The sequence below is a fragment of the Nocardia sp. NPDC006982 genome, from assembly GCF_042869435.1.
In the GTDB taxonomy this organism is placed as follows: Bacteria; Actinomycetota; Actinomycetes; order Mycobacteriales; family Mycobacteriaceae; genus Nocardia.
The window spans coordinates 67,179-81,800 of record NZ_JBIAFV010000024.1 but is presented as its reverse complement, the minus strand read 5'-3'; the positions used below and the strand labels follow the sequence as shown (position 1 = coordinate 81,800).

The following is a 14,622-nucleotide window of genomic DNA, read 5'->3' as shown; positions in this document are numbered from 1 at the left end:
CTACCCGATGTTGCCCACCGGCCGCTGATCAGCCACCGGAAACCAATCCGAACCCGACTACGCCGGGCCGAAGGCCCGGCGAAAGATCGAGGCTAGTGCCACGAATTGTTGCTCATGCGAATGACAACCATGCCGATGGCGTCCTTGCGTCGCCGCATTACCGGTTCCGGGAGCGAATCCCGCATGCCTACAATGGATCTCCACGGAAACTGCAGGGAGTGCAAGTTGGTTCCATCGTGACGGTTCCCCTCGGTAACGCCCTGGGATACCACCGCTCGGGTCGCTATGGCGCAATTGGAGGACATGCGAATGACTCATGACGGCGACGACCAAGGTAATTCCGCGGACTCTGATGCTGTCCCGCCGCCCGCGCGGCGCGTGAGCTCGATGCCGGCCGCTCGAACTCAGAACCTTCGCGTGCTCGAGGGCCGCTTCGTCCTCGAGCGGATGTCCGACGTCGGCAAGGTCGCCCCCGAATCCGGCCTGCTCGCGCTCGTGCTCGGTCCGGACGGAGGCGCGGTGATGCGGCGCGACGACACGGCCGAGGACGGCTGGGCGGCGCTGTGGAACGGCGATGACGCGCACGACCCGGAAGCGACGGGGATGCTCAGCGCTATCGTCGCGCCGCTCGCCGCCAGCGAGCTCCCGGTCTGGACCGCCGCGAGCTATGACGGAGACCTCGTGCTCGTCCCGGCTGGCCGGCTCGAGGAAGCCGTCGGCGTACTTCGCCGGGCCGGCCACCAGGTGTCCGTATGACTGAGTTGAGACAGGGGTAGCGCTCTGTCCTCGAACGGGACGTCGCGTCCCGAGGCGATCTACCTTACCCGGGCGGTTGCCTCGATCTCATCCGTAAACAGGCAGTTCAGCTCTCGGAATCCGTCGATTGCTGTGTCGCACTCGACACTTCCGTAGCCGACGCCGTCCTCGACTTCCCTGCTTCATCTCCGACCGAATTCTTCACTGAATCCTCGTATCGCCGTGCTGTACTCACGTCATGAGATCGGCCGAGATATGGGCGAGGATTCTTGCGGGATTCGGTAGTTTCGTCGCCGCCGCGCTGGTCAACCCAGCCGGAACGCTTTGACGGGATCCCGTCTGTGGTGCTGGGGCCACGCCGATGTCAAACGGATTCTGCCTCCCCGCTATTGGCGACATGGCCAGCGCCTTCCAGTCACTATCGTGTGCTCACTGTTACCGATCGGAATAGTTGAGGAGAACCGATATGGCACGAGTTGTCCTTCATTCGTTGACTGTCGCAGTGTGCGTGGGATTGGGCGGAATCGGTGTGGCCGGCCTCGCGCCGATCGCCACGGCCGAACCTTCGATCTACGAACCGAGCATCACCCCGTGCAGTCACCTGTTCACGACCCCGCTCGAACCCGGCCGCCCGGGTACGAGCACCTATTGGAGCCCGTTCGGCACCGCCGACATCGTCTGCTATGACGTCGGTTGGTCGCCGGTGAGCTACTACCAGCGCGACCCGGCGGGGCAGTGGCACGCGATGAACCAACTGATCCCGGGCAACTACTTCATCAACATAGTCGGCTACGGCCACTTGCCCGCATAACGGCGAACACGACGCGGACCGAGGACGACCGCATCTGGGTCGAGATGTGCGATTACCAACGGGATTGGGCACACTGCAGGTTCAGCTCATGGGACGGGCGACCATTCACCACGATCCACCCGGTCGACGATCACCGTGAGTTTGAACAGTACGCCGTGATCCAGATCGTGCAGTGGCCCCGTCCTACATCAGAACTTGTGGTGGATAGAAGTGTGCGCAGGCGCGGAAGGCGCCTGCACACACCTGATTTCACGGACGAGCTGTCACGGCTGGCCGGTCGCGAACGCCTGCTCCGCGTCGAGGAATTCTTGACCGCCTTGGATGTATCCGCCGGCGATTCCGCCGACCTCCCAGCCGATGGACGCGGTGATCAGCGACAGGAACCCGAAGCCCGGGAGGGCGCCGATGAAACCGCCCACGGAGCCGGTGTCGAAGAGCTGGTTGGCATTGGCGTGCGGCTGCGGCAGGGCTGGCGAGGTGCCAGTCCATCGGGTCTGGCCGAGTGGTGGGCGCAGGATGCGGTCCTGCTCGCCGCGGCCGTGCACGATCGGCAACGGGGTGGTGAGCAGCGGCAGGTATGCGTCCAAGTCCAGGGTCAGTTCCTGTAGGACCGACATTGCGGTGCAACGGTTTTCCCGGTCGGGGCGCGCACCGCGGTCGGTGCCGTAGTACTCGAATGTTTCCGGTCCGGGATTGCCGGCGGGCATCCCTTCCGGATTGACCGCAGGCCAGTACTCGATTGCACCGGAGTCGGACTGGCGCTGTGTGATCTGCGCGAAACTGTCCATCAGCGCGGCGAAATTGTCCGCCCCGAAGCGATTTCGGATCTGTTGTACGCGGCGGCAACCAGCGCGACGGCCTTGATTCTCGGGTCGAATGCCGCGAGTTGTGTCGCGTAGATCCCGTCCAGGCACACGCCGCGCACGGCGATGTTGTCGGCGTCGACTTCCTGCCGTGCGGCCAGGAAACTCACCGCGTGCCGCAGATCGGACACCATGGCCCTGGCATCGTCGTGCTGGCGCGGCGGCCCTTCGCTATCGCCCCAGTTACGGTGGTTGAACGACAAAGCGAGATAGCCGCGCTGGGCACCTCCGCGGTCCACGCGCCCTCCTGTCCCAATTTGCGGCGAACCGTTTCACGTGGTAGCCCGTAACTTGTTCTCGCACACCGGAAAACGGTCCGGTCAGCACCACCGTGCCACGCTCGGTGCAGCGGATGGCCCGACAGGACCCGCGCATCAGCCTGTCCGCCAGTCCGCTCGCCTACGGACTCCTCACCCGGCTCACCCTGCTCGCCGGTAGCCGGCTCGCCGCACGCAAAGCCGCCCGTCTCTGGAACTGGACGCCACCCACCGCCACTCGGAATTGTTAAGGTGCGCTTCTGATCGATGGTGTGCAAGGTGCAGGAGCGGGTGGATGCTATACGGCCGAATGGCGGAGCAGCGCAGGATCGATGAGCTGCTCGCCGACGCCGTAGCGGGGCGGCCGGGCGCCATGGTCGTGCGGGGTGAAGCGGGCATCGGTAAGTCCGCGCTGCTGGAATACACCGAGTCGGCGGATGCTCGACTGCTCCGGGTCACCGGGATCGAGTCCGAAACGGAATTGCCCTATGCCGCACTGCATGTGCTGTTGAGTCCGGTATTGGAGACGGTTACGCAGTTGCCGCGACAGCAATCCGATGCGCTGCTTGCGGCATTGGGATTCGGTTCGGCGACACCGGCGGACCGCTTCCTGATCGGCCTGGCCACCCTGAGCCTGCTCACCGAACTTTCCATGGACGGACCGCTGCTGTGTCTGATCGATGACGCGCACTGGCTCGATCAGGAATCGGCCGACGCGCTGCTGTTCGCGGTGCGCCGACTGCACAGCGAACCGGTGACGCTGATCTTCGCCGCCCGCGACGGGGAACGCCCCTTTCTCGCACCCGGTGTGCCCGAACTGAATTTGACGGGACTGGATCACGCGGCCGCCGAACAGCTCGTCGATGCCACCCTCGCACCATCCGCGCGCGATCACGTTATCGCCGAGTCCGGTGGCAATCCGCTTGCCCTGCTGGAGATTCCACGCACGCTGACGCCCGCGCAGCGCGCTGGAGACAGCACCCCGCTGGCGTATTCACTGGGCGGGTCCGAGCCACCGTCGAGCCGGGTGCTGACCGGATTCCGCGAACGGATCCGGGCATTACCGGATGCTTCCCGACACTGCCTGCTGGTTGCCGCCTTGGATGACAGCGGACTCATCGAGCCGGTGACCCGCGCGTTGTCGGCGCTCGGTGCGACACTGACGGATTTCGCGCCCGCCGAACAGGTCGGGCTGGTTCGGGTTACCGCATCGGGAATCGAATTCCGCCACCCACTCATCCGCACCGCTGCACGGCTGGCGTGCGATGTCGCCGAGCGGGTCGCGGCGCATCGCGCACTGGCCGGTGCCGTGGACGACGATCGCAGAGCCTGGCATCTGGCCGCTGTGACCGCATTGCCGGACGAGGCGGTGGCCGCGCAATTGGAGCAGGCCGCGATGCGGGCGCGGCGCCGCGGTGGGCAGATCGCGGTGAGTACCGGCTATGCTCGTGCCGCCGAATTATCGCCCGCCCCCGAGGACAAGGCGCGGCGCTGGACGATCGCGGCCGCCGCTGCTTATGAGGCCGGGCTGCCACAGCGGGCAAGCGAATTGGCCCAGCGGGCAACGGATTCGGCAGAGCGCGGGGTGCCACCCGTCGAGCCATCGATCGCCGCGGAACTCGCCAGGGTGCGCGCCGGTCTGGCCTTCGAGGCGGGCCATCCGCTCGAGGCCACGCGCCTGCTGCACGACGGTGTGCTCGCACTGGCCGCCACACAGGATCACCAGGCCTGGGCGATGCTCGGCTGGGCCGCGATCTACACGTGGTCCAGCCGACCGCATCCGGACCAACTCGTATTGGCCCGCCGCACAGAAGAACTCGCCGCCCGGGTGTGCGGGCCGCACCACGCGATCCACGCGCTCGCCCGCGATATCCGCCTGCTGCTCGAGGGCGATCGGCTGGCGGTCAATATTGCCCCGCACGACCTCGGTGATGTCGCGGATCTACCGATCGACCTGCATGTCGTCGCCGCCTATCTCGGCTTCGCACGCGGCGATGTGGATGGTATGTACCGGGACGCGACGCGCCTGGTCGACGCCTGCCGCAACGCAGGGCGGATCGGACGGATGCCACAGGCCATGATGATGCTCGCGATCGCCGAACTCGCGACCGGGCGACATCGCGCCGCGCGGGCCACCGCGGCCGAGGGGCGCCGGCTCGCCGAGGACATCGGCCAGCACTATTGGAAGTACTACCTGGCCGGGATCGCCGCCTGGTTGGCGGGGGCGGCGGGTGCCGAGCAGGAATGCGCGGCCCTCGCGGCGGAAGCGATCGAGGAGGGCGGGATGTGGATGACCGGCTTGGCCTGGGCCACCTACGCCCTGGCCGCACTCGATTCCGGTTACGGCCGGTATGCGCATGTGCTGGACCGGCTCGACAAGGCGGCAGCAGGTCCGGGCAGGCACGCATTCGTCTGGCGCTACGCCTATCCGGACTATGTCGAGGCCGCCGTCCGCACCGGCGATCCCCAGCGCGCGCAGCAGGCGCTTACCCGGTTCGCCAACTGGGCCAAGGCAATCGGCCAGCCATGGGCGCTCGCGGTCCTGCGTCGGTGTCACGCCGTGCTGACCGAAGGCGATGCGGCCGATCTCTACGAGCGCGCCCTGGACCTGCACGCGCGTGGCGATCAACCCTTCGAACAGGCGCGAACCGAATTGATGTACGGCGAATGGCTGCGCCGCCACAACCGGCGTGTCGAGGCGCGGACGCAGTTGCAGGCCGCGATGGCGACATTCGATCTGCTCGGCGCGGTACCGTGGTCCGAGCGTGCGGCTGCGGAATTGCGGGCGACGGGGATCTCGATATCGGACCAGAACCGGGAGTCGGATCCGCTGGCTTCGCTTACGCCACAGGAACTTCAGGTGGTTCGACTGGCCGCGACCGGGGCAACCAACCGGGAAATCGGCACGCAGCTGTTCCTGAGCGCGCGCACCGTCGGCTATCACCTGTACAAGGCGTTTCCCAAGCTGGGCATAGCCTCTCGTGCCGAACTCGCCAGGTACTCCATGACCTAGTAGTCGCGCAGAGCGAAAAGCACCCAGCTAATGCGTACTCGGTCATCATGAGGTAACCGTCCGTGCGAATCATGCCGGCTACTACAGTCATTCGACAGACGCGGCCACGGTGTGCTCGTCCGTAGCGTCACCTGCATGAACATTCCCACTGAGACAGATGTGCTCGTTGTCGGCGCCGGACCGGTCGGCATGGCGCTGACCGCATCCCTCGCGGACAAGGGCGTCCCCGTCGTCCTCGTCGACAAACAGGCCGCGGGCGACAACACCTCGCGAGCCGCCGTCGTGCACGCCCGCACGCTCGAGGTGCTCACCGAGTTGGACGTCACCGAGAAAATGATCGCGTGCGGAATCATCGTGCCGCAGGCCACCGTTCGCGAACGCGACCGGGTGCTGCTGCATGTCGGCTTCGACGATCTGCCCACCGACTATCCCTATACGCTGCTGATCCCACAGGACAGCACCGAGCAGATCCTGGTGGAGCGACTGGAGGCCACCGGCACCCGGGTCACGCGGCCGTGTGAGCTGACGTCGTTGGTCCAGGATCCCGACGGTGTCACCGCGACCACGGCCGCAGGCGAAGTGATTCGGGCACGCTATGTCGTCGGTGCCGACGGGATGCACAGTCTGGTCCGCCAGCAGGCCGGTATCGCCTTCGAAGGTGACACCTATGCACAATCATTCGTCCTGGCTGATGCGGTGCTGGGTGGTGATGTGCCGGATGCGGAGATCCGGCTGTACTTCTCTCCGGAAGGCGTCACGGTCATCGCACCACTGCCGGGCGGACGGCACCGCATTGTGGCCACCGTGGACGATGCCCCGCAGCAGCCCGACCATGTCTACGTGCAACACCTGCTGAGTACCCGTGGCCCGCAGCGGAATCCGGCAACCGTTGAGAAAATCGTCTGGAGTTCCCGTTTTCGTGTGCACCACCGCTTGGCCGAGCGCTACCGCGCCGGTCGGATCTTCCTCGCTGGTGACGCCGCGCACGTGCACAGTCCGGCCGGAGGACAGGGCATGAACACGGGGCTACAGGACGGGCTGAATCTGGCCGCCAAGCTCGCCGCGGTCATCCGCGACGGTGCCGATGACGGTGTACTGGATGCTTATGAAACCGAACGGCGACCGGTCGCCGAGAACGTCGTCGCCTTCACCGACAAGATGACTCGGGTCGCGGCCGTCGGCAGCGCACCCTTGCGCGGCGTGCGCAATACGGTGTTGCGCGCGCTGGACCGGGTACCTGCGGTGCACCACAAGATGGCCATGAACCTCTCCGAGCTCGGCATTGATCCGCAGCGCATGGTCAAACTTAAGCCGATGTAAATGTGCGATTCGTCGGTTGGCGGGGGTGTGGTGGCTGCGTCAACAATTCCGTTGTCGGAGAAGTGGACCGCAAGGTTTGTAGTCCACATCTGATCCTGCGTCGGCGATTCAGCATCGATCGGAGTAAGCCCGTGCGGCCTCACATCAGTATCGATATCCAACTCACCGAGGACGATCTCGCGGCCGCACTGCGTGCCGACGTCCTGCGGGGACTGACCGGGAGCCGGAAGTGGTTGCCGTCCAAATGGTTCTATGACGCACGGGGCAGCAAACTGTTCGAGGCGATTACCGAGCTGCCCGAGTATTACCCCACCCGCACCGAGCGCGCACTGCTTCGCAGCTCCGCCGACGCGATCGCGTCGGCGGCGACCGATGCCGGGGAACTGATCGAACTCGGCTCCGGTTCATCGGAGAAGACACGGCTGTTGTTGACCGCGTTGGGCGCGCACGGATCCTTGAAATCATATCTGCCGCAGGATGTTTCCGAATCCGCGCTGCGCGCCGCGGTGACCTGGATACACCAGGTGTATCCCGAACTCGCGGTACACGGGGTGGTCAGCGACTTCACCAGCATGCTGCATACGCTGCCACGGGGTGACCGGCGGATCATCGCGCTGCTCGGCGGTACGCTCGGCAACCTGGTCCCCGAGGAGCGCGCCGAGTTCTACCGTTGCGTCCATGAGGTGACCGAGCCGGGCGAACAACTGCTGCTCGGAGTCGGATTGGTGGTCGACCCCGCCGTCATGGTCCCCGCATACGACGATGCCGCTGGTGTGACGGCCGAGTTCAACCGGAACATCCTGCATGTGGTGAACCAGCGGCTCGGTGCCGATTTCGAGCCCGACCGCTTCGCGCATATCGCGGTATGGGATCCCGACAACGAGTGGATCGAGATGCGGCTCGAGGCCACGGCCGATATGTCGGTCACGATCGCCGAATTGGATCTTGTTGTCGACTTCGCGGCGGGCGAGCAACTGCGCACCGAAATCTCGGCGAAGTTCCGGCTGACCGAGTTTCGTCGGGAGCTCGAAACCTGCGGCTTCCAGATGCAGTATTCGTGGACCGACTCCGATGATCGGTTCGCCCTTGTTCTCGCGCGCAGAGGATGAGCGATCTCGTCGCACCGAACCGGGCCGCGCTCGCACCGCCGCGCCTGCGTTCGGTTACCGGACGCTGGATTGTCGCCGCGGCGGTGCTCGGTTCGGCGGTAGTGGTGCTCGACGCGTCGGTCGTCAATATCGCTGTGCCGCGGATCGGTTCGAGTCTCGGCGACAATGTGGCCGACCTGCAGTGGGTGGTCGGTGGTTACACGCTGGCCTTGGCGTCGCTGATACTGGTGGGCGGAGCACTGGGGGATCGGCTCGGGCGGCGCACGGTATTCGTCTGGGGCAGTATCGGGTTCGCGCTGACATCGCTGTTGTGCAGTGTCGCGTCCTCGATGGAAATGCTGGTAGCGGCGCGCGTGGTGCAGGGCATCGCGGGTGCGCTGATAACTCCGGGCAGCCTGGCATTGATCTCGGCCTCGATCGATCGGCGCGACCATGGTGCGGCAATCGGCTTGTGGGCGGGGCTCATCGGCGTTATCGAGGCGGTCGGACCGATTGTCGGGGGCTGGCTGACGGAGCTGGCCGGGTGGCGCTCGGTATTTCTCATCAACGTGCCGTTCGCCGTGGCAGTCGCCGTCGTAGCGGTGCGCTACCTTCCGGAATCGCGGGACGCGGATGCGCGGCCGCTCGATCTGCCGGGTGCGGCGACCGCCGTGGCCGGGCTGGGTGCGCTGACGTATGGGTTCATCGGCGGGCGAGGATGGATGGCGCTGCTCGGCGTGGCACTGCTCGGGCTATTCGCGTGGATCCAGCTGCGCGGTGATCATCCGCTGCTGCCGCCCGCACTGTTCACCTCGCGTGTGTTCACCGCGGCCAATCTGGTGACAGCTGCCGTGTATGCGGGTCTCGGCGGCGTGTACTTCTTGCTGCCACTGGAATTGCAAGTGGTCGCGGGGTATTCGCCGCTGGCGGCAGGATTGGCGACGGTGCCGATTACCGGGATCATGTTGGTGTCGTCCGCGTCGGCCGGTCGGTGGGCGCAGCGGCACGGCGCACGGATCCCGATGATCCTCGGGCCTGCGCTCGCGGCGTGCGGAGCGGTTCTGCTGACCGGGATCGGCTCGCGCACAACCTATCTCAGTGCGGTGTTCCCGGGGACCGTCATGCTCGGAGTGGGATTGGCGATGTTTGTGGCTCCGCTGACGGGTGCGGTGTTCGCCGCGATTTCCGCAAGGGATTCCGGGATCGCCTCCGGGGTGAACAATGCCGTCGCCCGCACCGCACAGTTGCTCGCTGTCGCCGCGCTGCCGGGGCTTGTCGGCATTTCCGGCGCGAGAATCACCGATGCCGCCGCGTTCGGCAGTGGCTTCCGTATTGCCCTGTTGATCTGTGGCGCACTGCTTCTCACCGGGGCGCTATTTGCCGCGATGCTGATGCCACGATGGTCGGAAGCACCGGTGCAGTGACCAGTGAGGTGGGCCCCGACGTGACGGTCGCTATCACTGCTGCGGTGACCAGTCAAGTGAGCCTGGTAGCGCGATGTTCGGTTTGCGCTGGTGCACTACGCACCCGCGGGCCTGATGCCGCGACGGCCCGACTCCCGTTGCGTAGACCGGCAGGGCGAGCCTGATGCCGCTACGGTCGGAATCGTCGGGTTCGCTCGCCGAGCACAGTCGAAACGCGACACGACACGTCATGCTGCACCGCCATGTGGCTGCGCTCGACGGATAGCGATTGGCCCAGAAGCCAGCTGGACGGGGTGATTTGAGCCGCCGCGCTTGGCGCAATCTCCGATTCGCTGATCGGTCAGGTGACGGCGCTTGATGCCGCCGGTCGCGATCGCCGATGCGGTTATTGATCAGGTGACTGAATCTTGGTGCCGCGGTGGTTGCGATCGGCGATGTGGGGACTGGTCGTCGATCGAGTCCAGTGCGGCGGCTTTCGCGACCACTGCGGCACGGACCGGTCAGGCGGTGCGCCCTGCCAGGGCACCCACCGCCATCGACTCCCCGATATCGACCGAATTCGCCACGGCGGCACCCGGATTCCACCGGTAGCCGTAGCTGTGGATGGTTGTGATCAGTCCAGGGCGGTTCAGCTTGGTGCGCAGCGCATTGACGTGCACGTACAGCGCATGCGATACCGCGACGAACGCATCGCCCCAGATGCGGTCGAGTAACTGCTCACGGCTGACCGCCGTACCGGGCTGCTCGACCAGCGTCCGTAGCACCGCGAATTCGACCCGGGTCAGCTGAACCTGTCGACCTGCGACCTCAACCGTCCCAGCCTCCAGATCTACCCGAACATCGCCCGCGACGACCATGGTTGTCGGTGTGGGGACGGCGGGCACCGGAAGCCGTCGCGTGATCGCGTACAGCCGAGCCGCCAGCTCCGCCACCCGCGTCGGCTTCACCAGATAGTCGTCGGCGCCACTGCGCAACGCTCGCACCACCGAGCGCTCATCGGTATCCGCGGTGAGCACGACCACCGGCACCGAGCTGACCTCGCGCAGCTTGCGCAGCGCCGTCAGCCCGGACATATCCGGCAGATCGAGGTCGAGGATGACCGCGTGATAGCGATGGTGGGTAACCAGCAGGTCCGAGCCCCGACGTTTGCGATCGGCCTGGTGTCCACGCAGGCGCAACTTGTGCACCAGTGCGTCGCCCGCATCGTCGTTGTCGTCGACCACGATCACCCGCATACCCGATCCTCTGCGTTCGAATGCTCTGTGCCCGGCCGATTTCGTACGGGCCGAGCGGTCGCATTTCGGACACTAGGCCAGCAGGGGTGCCGGATCATCCGCCATTTCGGGCGGGAATATCCGCATCTATGTCCGGCGGTCCATCAGCCGGCCGGGGTCGGTACCGTCGCGGCCGGTCATCGAGCTCGAGTCGGCGCGGTCCCAGGGCGGATGCGAGGAACGTACGGTGCGGATATTTCGGTCGGTCACGGCGGATGTTCCCGGCGGACAGGTGCCATATCGTGCCGATTGTCGAGAACTCGATCGGAGACAGCGCGAACGAAGCTCGCTGGATAGAGGAGTCATCCATTGACGTCCTCCGACGATACCCTCGCCCGCTCCAACGATATCTGGGATTGCCGAATGGGAAATATTGCCAAGTCCGTGCGAGTGGTTGCCGCAGCCGATGTCGCGGAGGTCGTGGGACCGCAGGAGCAGCATCTACTGCCCTGCATAACCAGGGATACCTGTGGTGCCGAAGGGATTTCGGCGGCCCTGGTGAACATGGCACCGGGCAAGGTGGCGCGGGCGCATCTGCATGAGCACAGTGAAACCATCGTGTTCTGCGTGACGGGACAGGCGGTGACCCTGATCGGCCCCGAATTGGAGCCCTATGTACACGGGCCCGGCGAATTTCTGTACATCCCCCAGGGGGTGGTTCATGTGGCGGTGAATCTCAGCGACACCGAGGGATTGGTGGCGGTGGATGTGCGCACCGATCCGATGTTCAGCGATGACCTTGTGCTGACGCCGGAATTCGATGCCGCGGCAGTCGAGGTGGCCGCGCGACTGCGGCAGGAGTTGGCTCGGGTATGAGTGAGCGCAGCGAGCGAACAAACAACACAGCCACGAGCGTGCTCGGGCCGGAGCCGAGCGCCAGCGAGGCGAAGGCGTGAGCACGGGTGTCGCGTTCGGCCGGGAAACGGCCATGCGCAGCGGGCCGATCGACGACGCGTTCGCGACATTGGCGCGTCGGCCGGATGTGATCTCGTTCGCGGTCGGCGCGCCGGACCCGGCACTGCTGCCGGGTGAGCTGGTGTCGTCACTGGCCGCGGCCGCGATCACGAAGTACGGGAGCAGCGCATTGCAGTACGGACTCACGCAGGGTTTCCCGCCGCTGCTGGAGCAGGCGCGAATACTGTTGTCCGGTCGCGGAATCGGATGTTCGCCCGAGCGGGTGCACATCGCCACGGGCGGATCCGGCGCACTGCACAACATCTGCATGGCGCTGCTGCATCCTGGGGCAGTGGTGCTGGTGGAGACCCCGACCTACGGTCCGGCCGTGAAGGTTTTCCGCAGCCACGGCGCATTGGTCGTCGAGGTCGCTTCCGATGCCGACGGCGTCCTGCCGGAAGCGTTGGATAGTGCACTGGCACAACATGTTCCGGCGTTCGTGTATCTACTGCCGACATTCCAGAACCCGACTGGGCGGACCATGTCCACGGCCCGACGCGCGCAGGTAGCCGCGGTGATCACCCGGCACGAAGCGCTCGTCGTGGAAGACGATGTGTACACCGACCTGCGGTACCGCGGAGAGCCGCTGCCGACGCTGTGGTCCTTCGCGCCGGACCGTACGGCCTACATCACCTCGCTGTCGAAAACCCTTGCCCCGGCATTGCGGATCGGCATCACGGTGCTCCCGGATGACCTGCTCGAGCCCGTACTCGCCCTCAAACAGGGCATCGATATGCAGACCTCTGCCTTCAATCAGGCGATCGCCGCCGAATTCCTCGGCACGCCAGTGGGTTCCGCGCATCTTCGGCTGCTCGTGGAATCCTATGCGGCCAAACTGAATACGGTGGTGACCGCTTTGGGTCGATACTTGCCGTCCGGATTCAGCTGGACCGAACCCGATGGCGGAATGTTCGTATGGGTGCAGGGCCCAGCCGATTTCGATGCCGACCTGTTGGTTGCCCCAGCGTTGAACAGGGGAGTGGCATTCCTGCCCGGATCCGCCTTCTTCGCGGCCGCCGATGCGCCACGCAATGCGATCCGGCTGAGCTTCGCCACCGTGCCCGAACGCCGGATCGAACCCGGCATCGAACTCCTGGCCGGGCTGTGCGCATGAGCATCGTCGGCGTTTGGGAAGTGGTGGCCGACGGCGCGCCGTTCGGCTACCACGTCATGACCTTCCACGCGGACGGCACCATGGCGCAATCGAATCCGGACCACGGCAACCGCACCACCAGCGACAGCAACGGCATGGGCACCTGGAAAGCCGATGGCGCAGCCGTATCCGGCGCGTTCCTCGAATTCACTGTCGACCGCGCGGACCCCTCGCTGGTGCAGAAGGGAATCGTGCGCTTCGACCTGACCGTGCACGGCGACGATTTCACCGGCTCGGCAAGCGCAACCTTCTACGACCCATCCGGCACCCCGCGCCGCGGCCCACTCCCCGCCACCCTCACCGGCCGCCGATTCACCTGTCCGGGGTAATCGGGATTGGTATGAACACCTTCATACTCGATGGTATGATTGGAGTATGAAGCGGATTACCATCAGCATTCCCGACGATGTGGCCGCCAAGGCCGAGGCTGCCGTCTCGCATGGCGAAGCCCCCTCGGTCTCGGCCTGGTTTTCCGATATCGCCCGCCGCGAACCCGACTGGGCCACCGCTCGCGAGATCGCCGACGAACTCGCACGTGAGGCCGGTGTGACGGACGAAGACCTCGCATGGGCGGACCGAGTGCTCGGACTCGACGACGCCGAAATCGGTGGTGCCGCATGATCATTCTCGATGCCGGGGCACTGATCGGCATCGAAAAGGGCAACGCCCGCGCGACCGCGCTGATCAAGCGTGCGATGGAGAACAGGCTGCCGGTGCACGTGCCGGCCACGGTGCTTGCGCAGGTGTGGCGCAACAGCCCTCGTCAGCACCCGATCGGGCCGCTGCTCGGCGCGGCAGGTGTAGAGGTCATCGAACTCGACCGCCGCCATGCCCAAGCAGTCGGCGCGCTCCTCGCCGGTTCCGGCACCACCGACGTGGTCGACGCGCATGTGATCGTGTGCGCGCGTTTGACTCGGGCCCGTGCCGTCATCACCTCCGATCCCGATGATCTCCGTGCCCTCGATCGAAATGTCCGGCTCGAAGTTGTGTGAGTTCCGCGGTCAGTATTCGAGTTCGGTCCAGGGGATGGTGATGGGGAAGGGGAAGTCGATGGCGATGCCGTCGGGGTTCTCGTGGGTCCATTCGCCGGCGGCGATGTAGTTGTTGGGGCGCAATGGCCGTGCGCCATCCGGCAATTGGGCGTGCCCGATCGACAGGACGTTTGCGCGAACCATTTCGATGGCGCTGGATTCACGGTCCAGGGCCACTTCCCAGTACCACGGAATCCCGGCGTGCGCGTAGCGTCCCCTCTTCCCTTCCCTGCCTGCGTAGGCGCACATCACCTCGCCGACCAGCAGGACGTCCTGGGCGCGGATATCCTGATCGGGCGTTTCGAGGCACCGGTGAATGAGGAAGCTGGGGATTGAGAAGTCGGACCTTCCGCTGGTTCCCAGGAAGACGTTGGTCTCACAATCGACCCGCCAACAGCTTTCGTCCCGCTCCGACATCGCCTGCCGGGCAAGGTGTTCGATCGTGTTCGTCAGGCGACGCGTGAACACTCGATGTTCTTCGGCGCGGTGACCTGCCCAGACAACGCGGCCGTTCCAAAGTTCGATCTGCCCCGCGATCTCCTCGGGGAGTAGCTCTAATTCCTCCCAGGTCAGGTACTCGGGGAGATCCGGTCGCTGGATGAGCGGAAGGGGCATGCCGCGATGATAGAGGCGAGCGGCCGCATCCTGATTTGTGTTCAGGGTGCGGCCACTCTGGGT

General features: G+C 65.5%; 16 protein-coding genes. 12 read left to right on the top strand and 4 right to left on the bottom strand.

Features of this window, described 5'->3' with window-relative positions; translation table 11 throughout:
* The first annotated feature begins 309 nt into the window (after positions 1-309).
* Positions 310-756 carry an ACT domain-containing protein gene (locus ACFYOW_RS44580; RefSeq protein WP_387297348.1) on the top strand — a complete coding sequence of 149 codons (447 nt, stop codon included), beginning with the start codon at positions 310-312 and terminating at the stop codon, positions 754-756.
* 466 nt (positions 757-1,222) lie between these two features.
* Positions 1,223-1,567 (top strand): hypothetical protein, encoded by a 345-nt coding sequence (locus tag ACFYOW_RS44575; protein WP_387297346.1) that lies wholly within the window; start codon positions 1,223-1,225, stop codon positions 1,565-1,567.
* Positions 1,568-1,830: 263 nt separating this feature from the next.
* Here the strand turns inward: ACFYOW_RS44575 and ACFYOW_RS44570 are convergent, their stop codons facing one another.
* Together ACFYOW_RS44570 and ACFYOW_RS44565 are read right to left on the bottom strand one after the other, a co-directional pair.
* Positions 1,831-2,355 carry a hypothetical protein gene (locus ACFYOW_RS44570; protein ID WP_387297344.1) on the bottom strand — a complete coding sequence of 175 codons (525 nt, stop codon included), beginning with the start codon at positions 2,353-2,355 and terminating at the stop codon, positions 1,831-1,833.
* On the bottom strand, positions 2,355-2,669 hold the full coding sequence (locus ACFYOW_RS44565; RefSeq protein WP_387297342.1) for an alpha/beta hydrolase: 315 nt from the start codon (positions 2,667-2,669) through the stop codon (positions 2,355-2,357). Before ACFYOW_RS44565 ends, ACFYOW_RS44570 begins: the two co-directional genes overlap by 1 nt.
* A 113-nt stretch (positions 2,670-2,782) precedes the next feature.
* Between ACFYOW_RS44565 and ACFYOW_RS44560 the strand changes: the two genes are divergently transcribed.
* The 5 genes from ACFYOW_RS44560 to ACFYOW_RS44540 all read left to right on the top strand — a co-directional run bounded on the left by ACFYOW_RS44560 (position 2,783) and on the right by ACFYOW_RS44540 (position 9,532).
* Positions 2,783-2,938 (top strand): hypothetical protein, encoded by a 156-nt coding sequence (locus tag ACFYOW_RS44560; RefSeq protein WP_387297340.1) that lies wholly within the window; start codon positions 2,783-2,785, stop codon positions 2,936-2,938.
* Positions 2,939-2,982: 44 nt separating this feature from the next.
* Entirely contained in the window at positions 2,983-5,700 is a 2,718-nt protein-coding gene (locus ACFYOW_RS44555; RefSeq protein WP_387297338.1) for an AAA family ATPase, read from the top strand.
* A 135-nt stretch (positions 5,701-5,835) separates the two neighbouring features.
* Complete coding sequence (locus ACFYOW_RS44550) at positions 5,836-7,020, top strand: FAD-dependent monooxygenase (RefSeq protein ID WP_387297337.1); 1,185 nt, start codon at positions 5,836-5,838, stop codon at positions 7,018-7,020.
* 131 nt (positions 7,021-7,151) lie between these two features.
* Entirely contained in the window at positions 7,152-8,129 is a 978-nt protein-coding gene (gene egtD / locus ACFYOW_RS44545) for an L-histidine N(alpha)-methyltransferase (protein WP_387297335.1), read from the top strand.
* Positions 8,126-9,532 (top strand): MFS transporter, encoded by a 1,407-nt coding sequence (locus tag ACFYOW_RS44540; protein WP_387297333.1) that lies wholly within the window; start codon positions 8,126-8,128, stop codon positions 9,530-9,532. Before egtD ends, ACFYOW_RS44540 begins: the two co-directional genes overlap by 4 nt.
* Before the next feature lie 500 nt (positions 9,533-10,032).
* Here the strand turns inward: ACFYOW_RS44540 and ACFYOW_RS44535 are convergent, their stop codons facing one another.
* A complete protein-coding gene (locus ACFYOW_RS44535) occupies positions 10,033-10,767 on the bottom strand; it encodes a response regulator transcription factor (RefSeq protein WP_387297331.1) in 735 nt (244 codons plus the stop codon).
* Between the two features lie 348 nt (positions 10,768-11,115).
* Between ACFYOW_RS44535 and ACFYOW_RS44530 the strand changes: the two genes are divergently transcribed.
* From ACFYOW_RS44530 to ACFYOW_RS44510, 5 genes are all read left to right on the top strand, one after another.
* Positions 11,116-11,622: a cupin domain-containing protein gene (locus tag ACFYOW_RS44530; RefSeq protein WP_387297329.1), complete on the top strand. Its 507-nt coding sequence runs from the start codon at positions 11,116-11,118 to the stop codon at positions 11,620-11,622.
* 76 nt (positions 11,623-11,698) lie between these two features.
* Entirely contained in the window at positions 11,699-12,874 is a 1,176-nt protein-coding gene (locus ACFYOW_RS44525; protein WP_387297327.1) for a PLP-dependent aminotransferase family protein, read from the top strand.
* Complete coding sequence (locus ACFYOW_RS44520) at positions 12,871-13,242, top strand: hypothetical protein (protein WP_387297325.1); 372 nt, start codon at positions 12,871-12,873, stop codon at positions 13,240-13,242. The genes ACFYOW_RS44525 and ACFYOW_RS44520 overlap by 4 nt, the downstream gene beginning before the upstream one ends.
* Before the next feature lie 46 nt (positions 13,243-13,288).
* Positions 13,289-13,534, top strand: coding sequence for a hypothetical protein (locus ACFYOW_RS44515; RefSeq protein ID WP_327100790.1), 246 nt, complete (start codon positions 13,289-13,291; stop codon positions 13,532-13,534).
* Entirely contained in the window at positions 13,531-13,905 is a 375-nt protein-coding gene (locus ACFYOW_RS44510; protein ID WP_387297323.1) for a type II toxin-antitoxin system VapC family toxin, read from the top strand. Before ACFYOW_RS44515 ends, ACFYOW_RS44510 begins: the two co-directional genes overlap by 4 nt.
* 9 nt (positions 13,906-13,914) lie before the next feature.
* Here the strand turns inward: ACFYOW_RS44510 and ACFYOW_RS44505 are convergent, their stop codons facing one another.
* Complete coding sequence (locus ACFYOW_RS44505) at positions 13,915-14,559, bottom strand: Uma2 family endonuclease (protein ID WP_387297321.1); 645 nt, start codon at positions 14,557-14,559, stop codon at positions 13,915-13,917.
* Positions 14,560-14,622: the final 63 nt, after the last annotated feature.

Excerpts from the sequence above, each read along its gene's own strand:
- ACFYOW_RS44550 (WP_387297337.1), top strand. The coding sequence starts at position 5,836 with ATGAACATTCCCACTGAGACAGATGTGCTCGTTGTCGGCGCCGGACCG.
- ACFYOW_RS44520 (WP_387297325.1), top strand. The coding sequence starts at position 12,871 with ATGAGCATCGTCGGCGTTTGGGAAGTGGTGGCCGACGGCGCGCCGTTC.
- ACFYOW_RS44540 (WP_387297333.1), top strand. The coding sequence starts at position 8,126 with ATGAGCGATCTCGTCGCACCGAACCGGGCCGCGCTCGCACCGCCGCGC.
- ACFYOW_RS44560 (WP_387297340.1), top strand. The coding sequence starts at position 2,783 with ATGGCCCGACAGGACCCGCGCATCAGCCTGTCCGCCAGTCCGCTCGCC.
- ACFYOW_RS44515 (WP_327100790.1), top strand. The coding sequence starts at position 13,289 with ATGAAGCGGATTACCATCAGCATTCCCGACGATGTGGCCGCCAAGGCC.
- ACFYOW_RS44510 (WP_387297323.1), top strand. The coding sequence starts at position 13,531 with ATGATCATTCTCGATGCCGGGGCACTGATCGGCATCGAAAAGGGCAAC.
- ACFYOW_RS44535 (WP_387297331.1), bottom strand. The coding sequence starts at position 10,767 with ATGCGGGTGATCGTGGTCGACGACAACGACGATGCGGGCGACGCACTG.
- ACFYOW_RS44580 (WP_387297348.1), top strand. The coding sequence starts at position 310 with ATGACTCATGACGGCGACGACCAAGGTAATTCCGCGGACTCTGATGCT.
- ACFYOW_RS44505 (WP_387297321.1), bottom strand. The coding sequence starts at position 14,559 with ATGCCCCTTCCGCTCATCCAGCGACCGGATCTCCCCGAGTACCTGACC.
- ACFYOW_RS44575 (WP_387297346.1), top strand. The coding sequence starts at position 1,223 with ATGGCACGAGTTGTCCTTCATTCGTTGACTGTCGCAGTGTGCGTGGGA.
- ACFYOW_RS44570 (WP_387297344.1), bottom strand. The coding sequence starts at position 2,355 with ATGGACAGTTTCGCGCAGATCACACAGCGCCAGTCCGACTCCGGTGCA.
- ACFYOW_RS44555 (WP_387297338.1), top strand. The coding sequence starts at position 2,983 with ATGCTATACGGCCGAATGGCGGAGCAGCGCAGGATCGATGAGCTGCTC.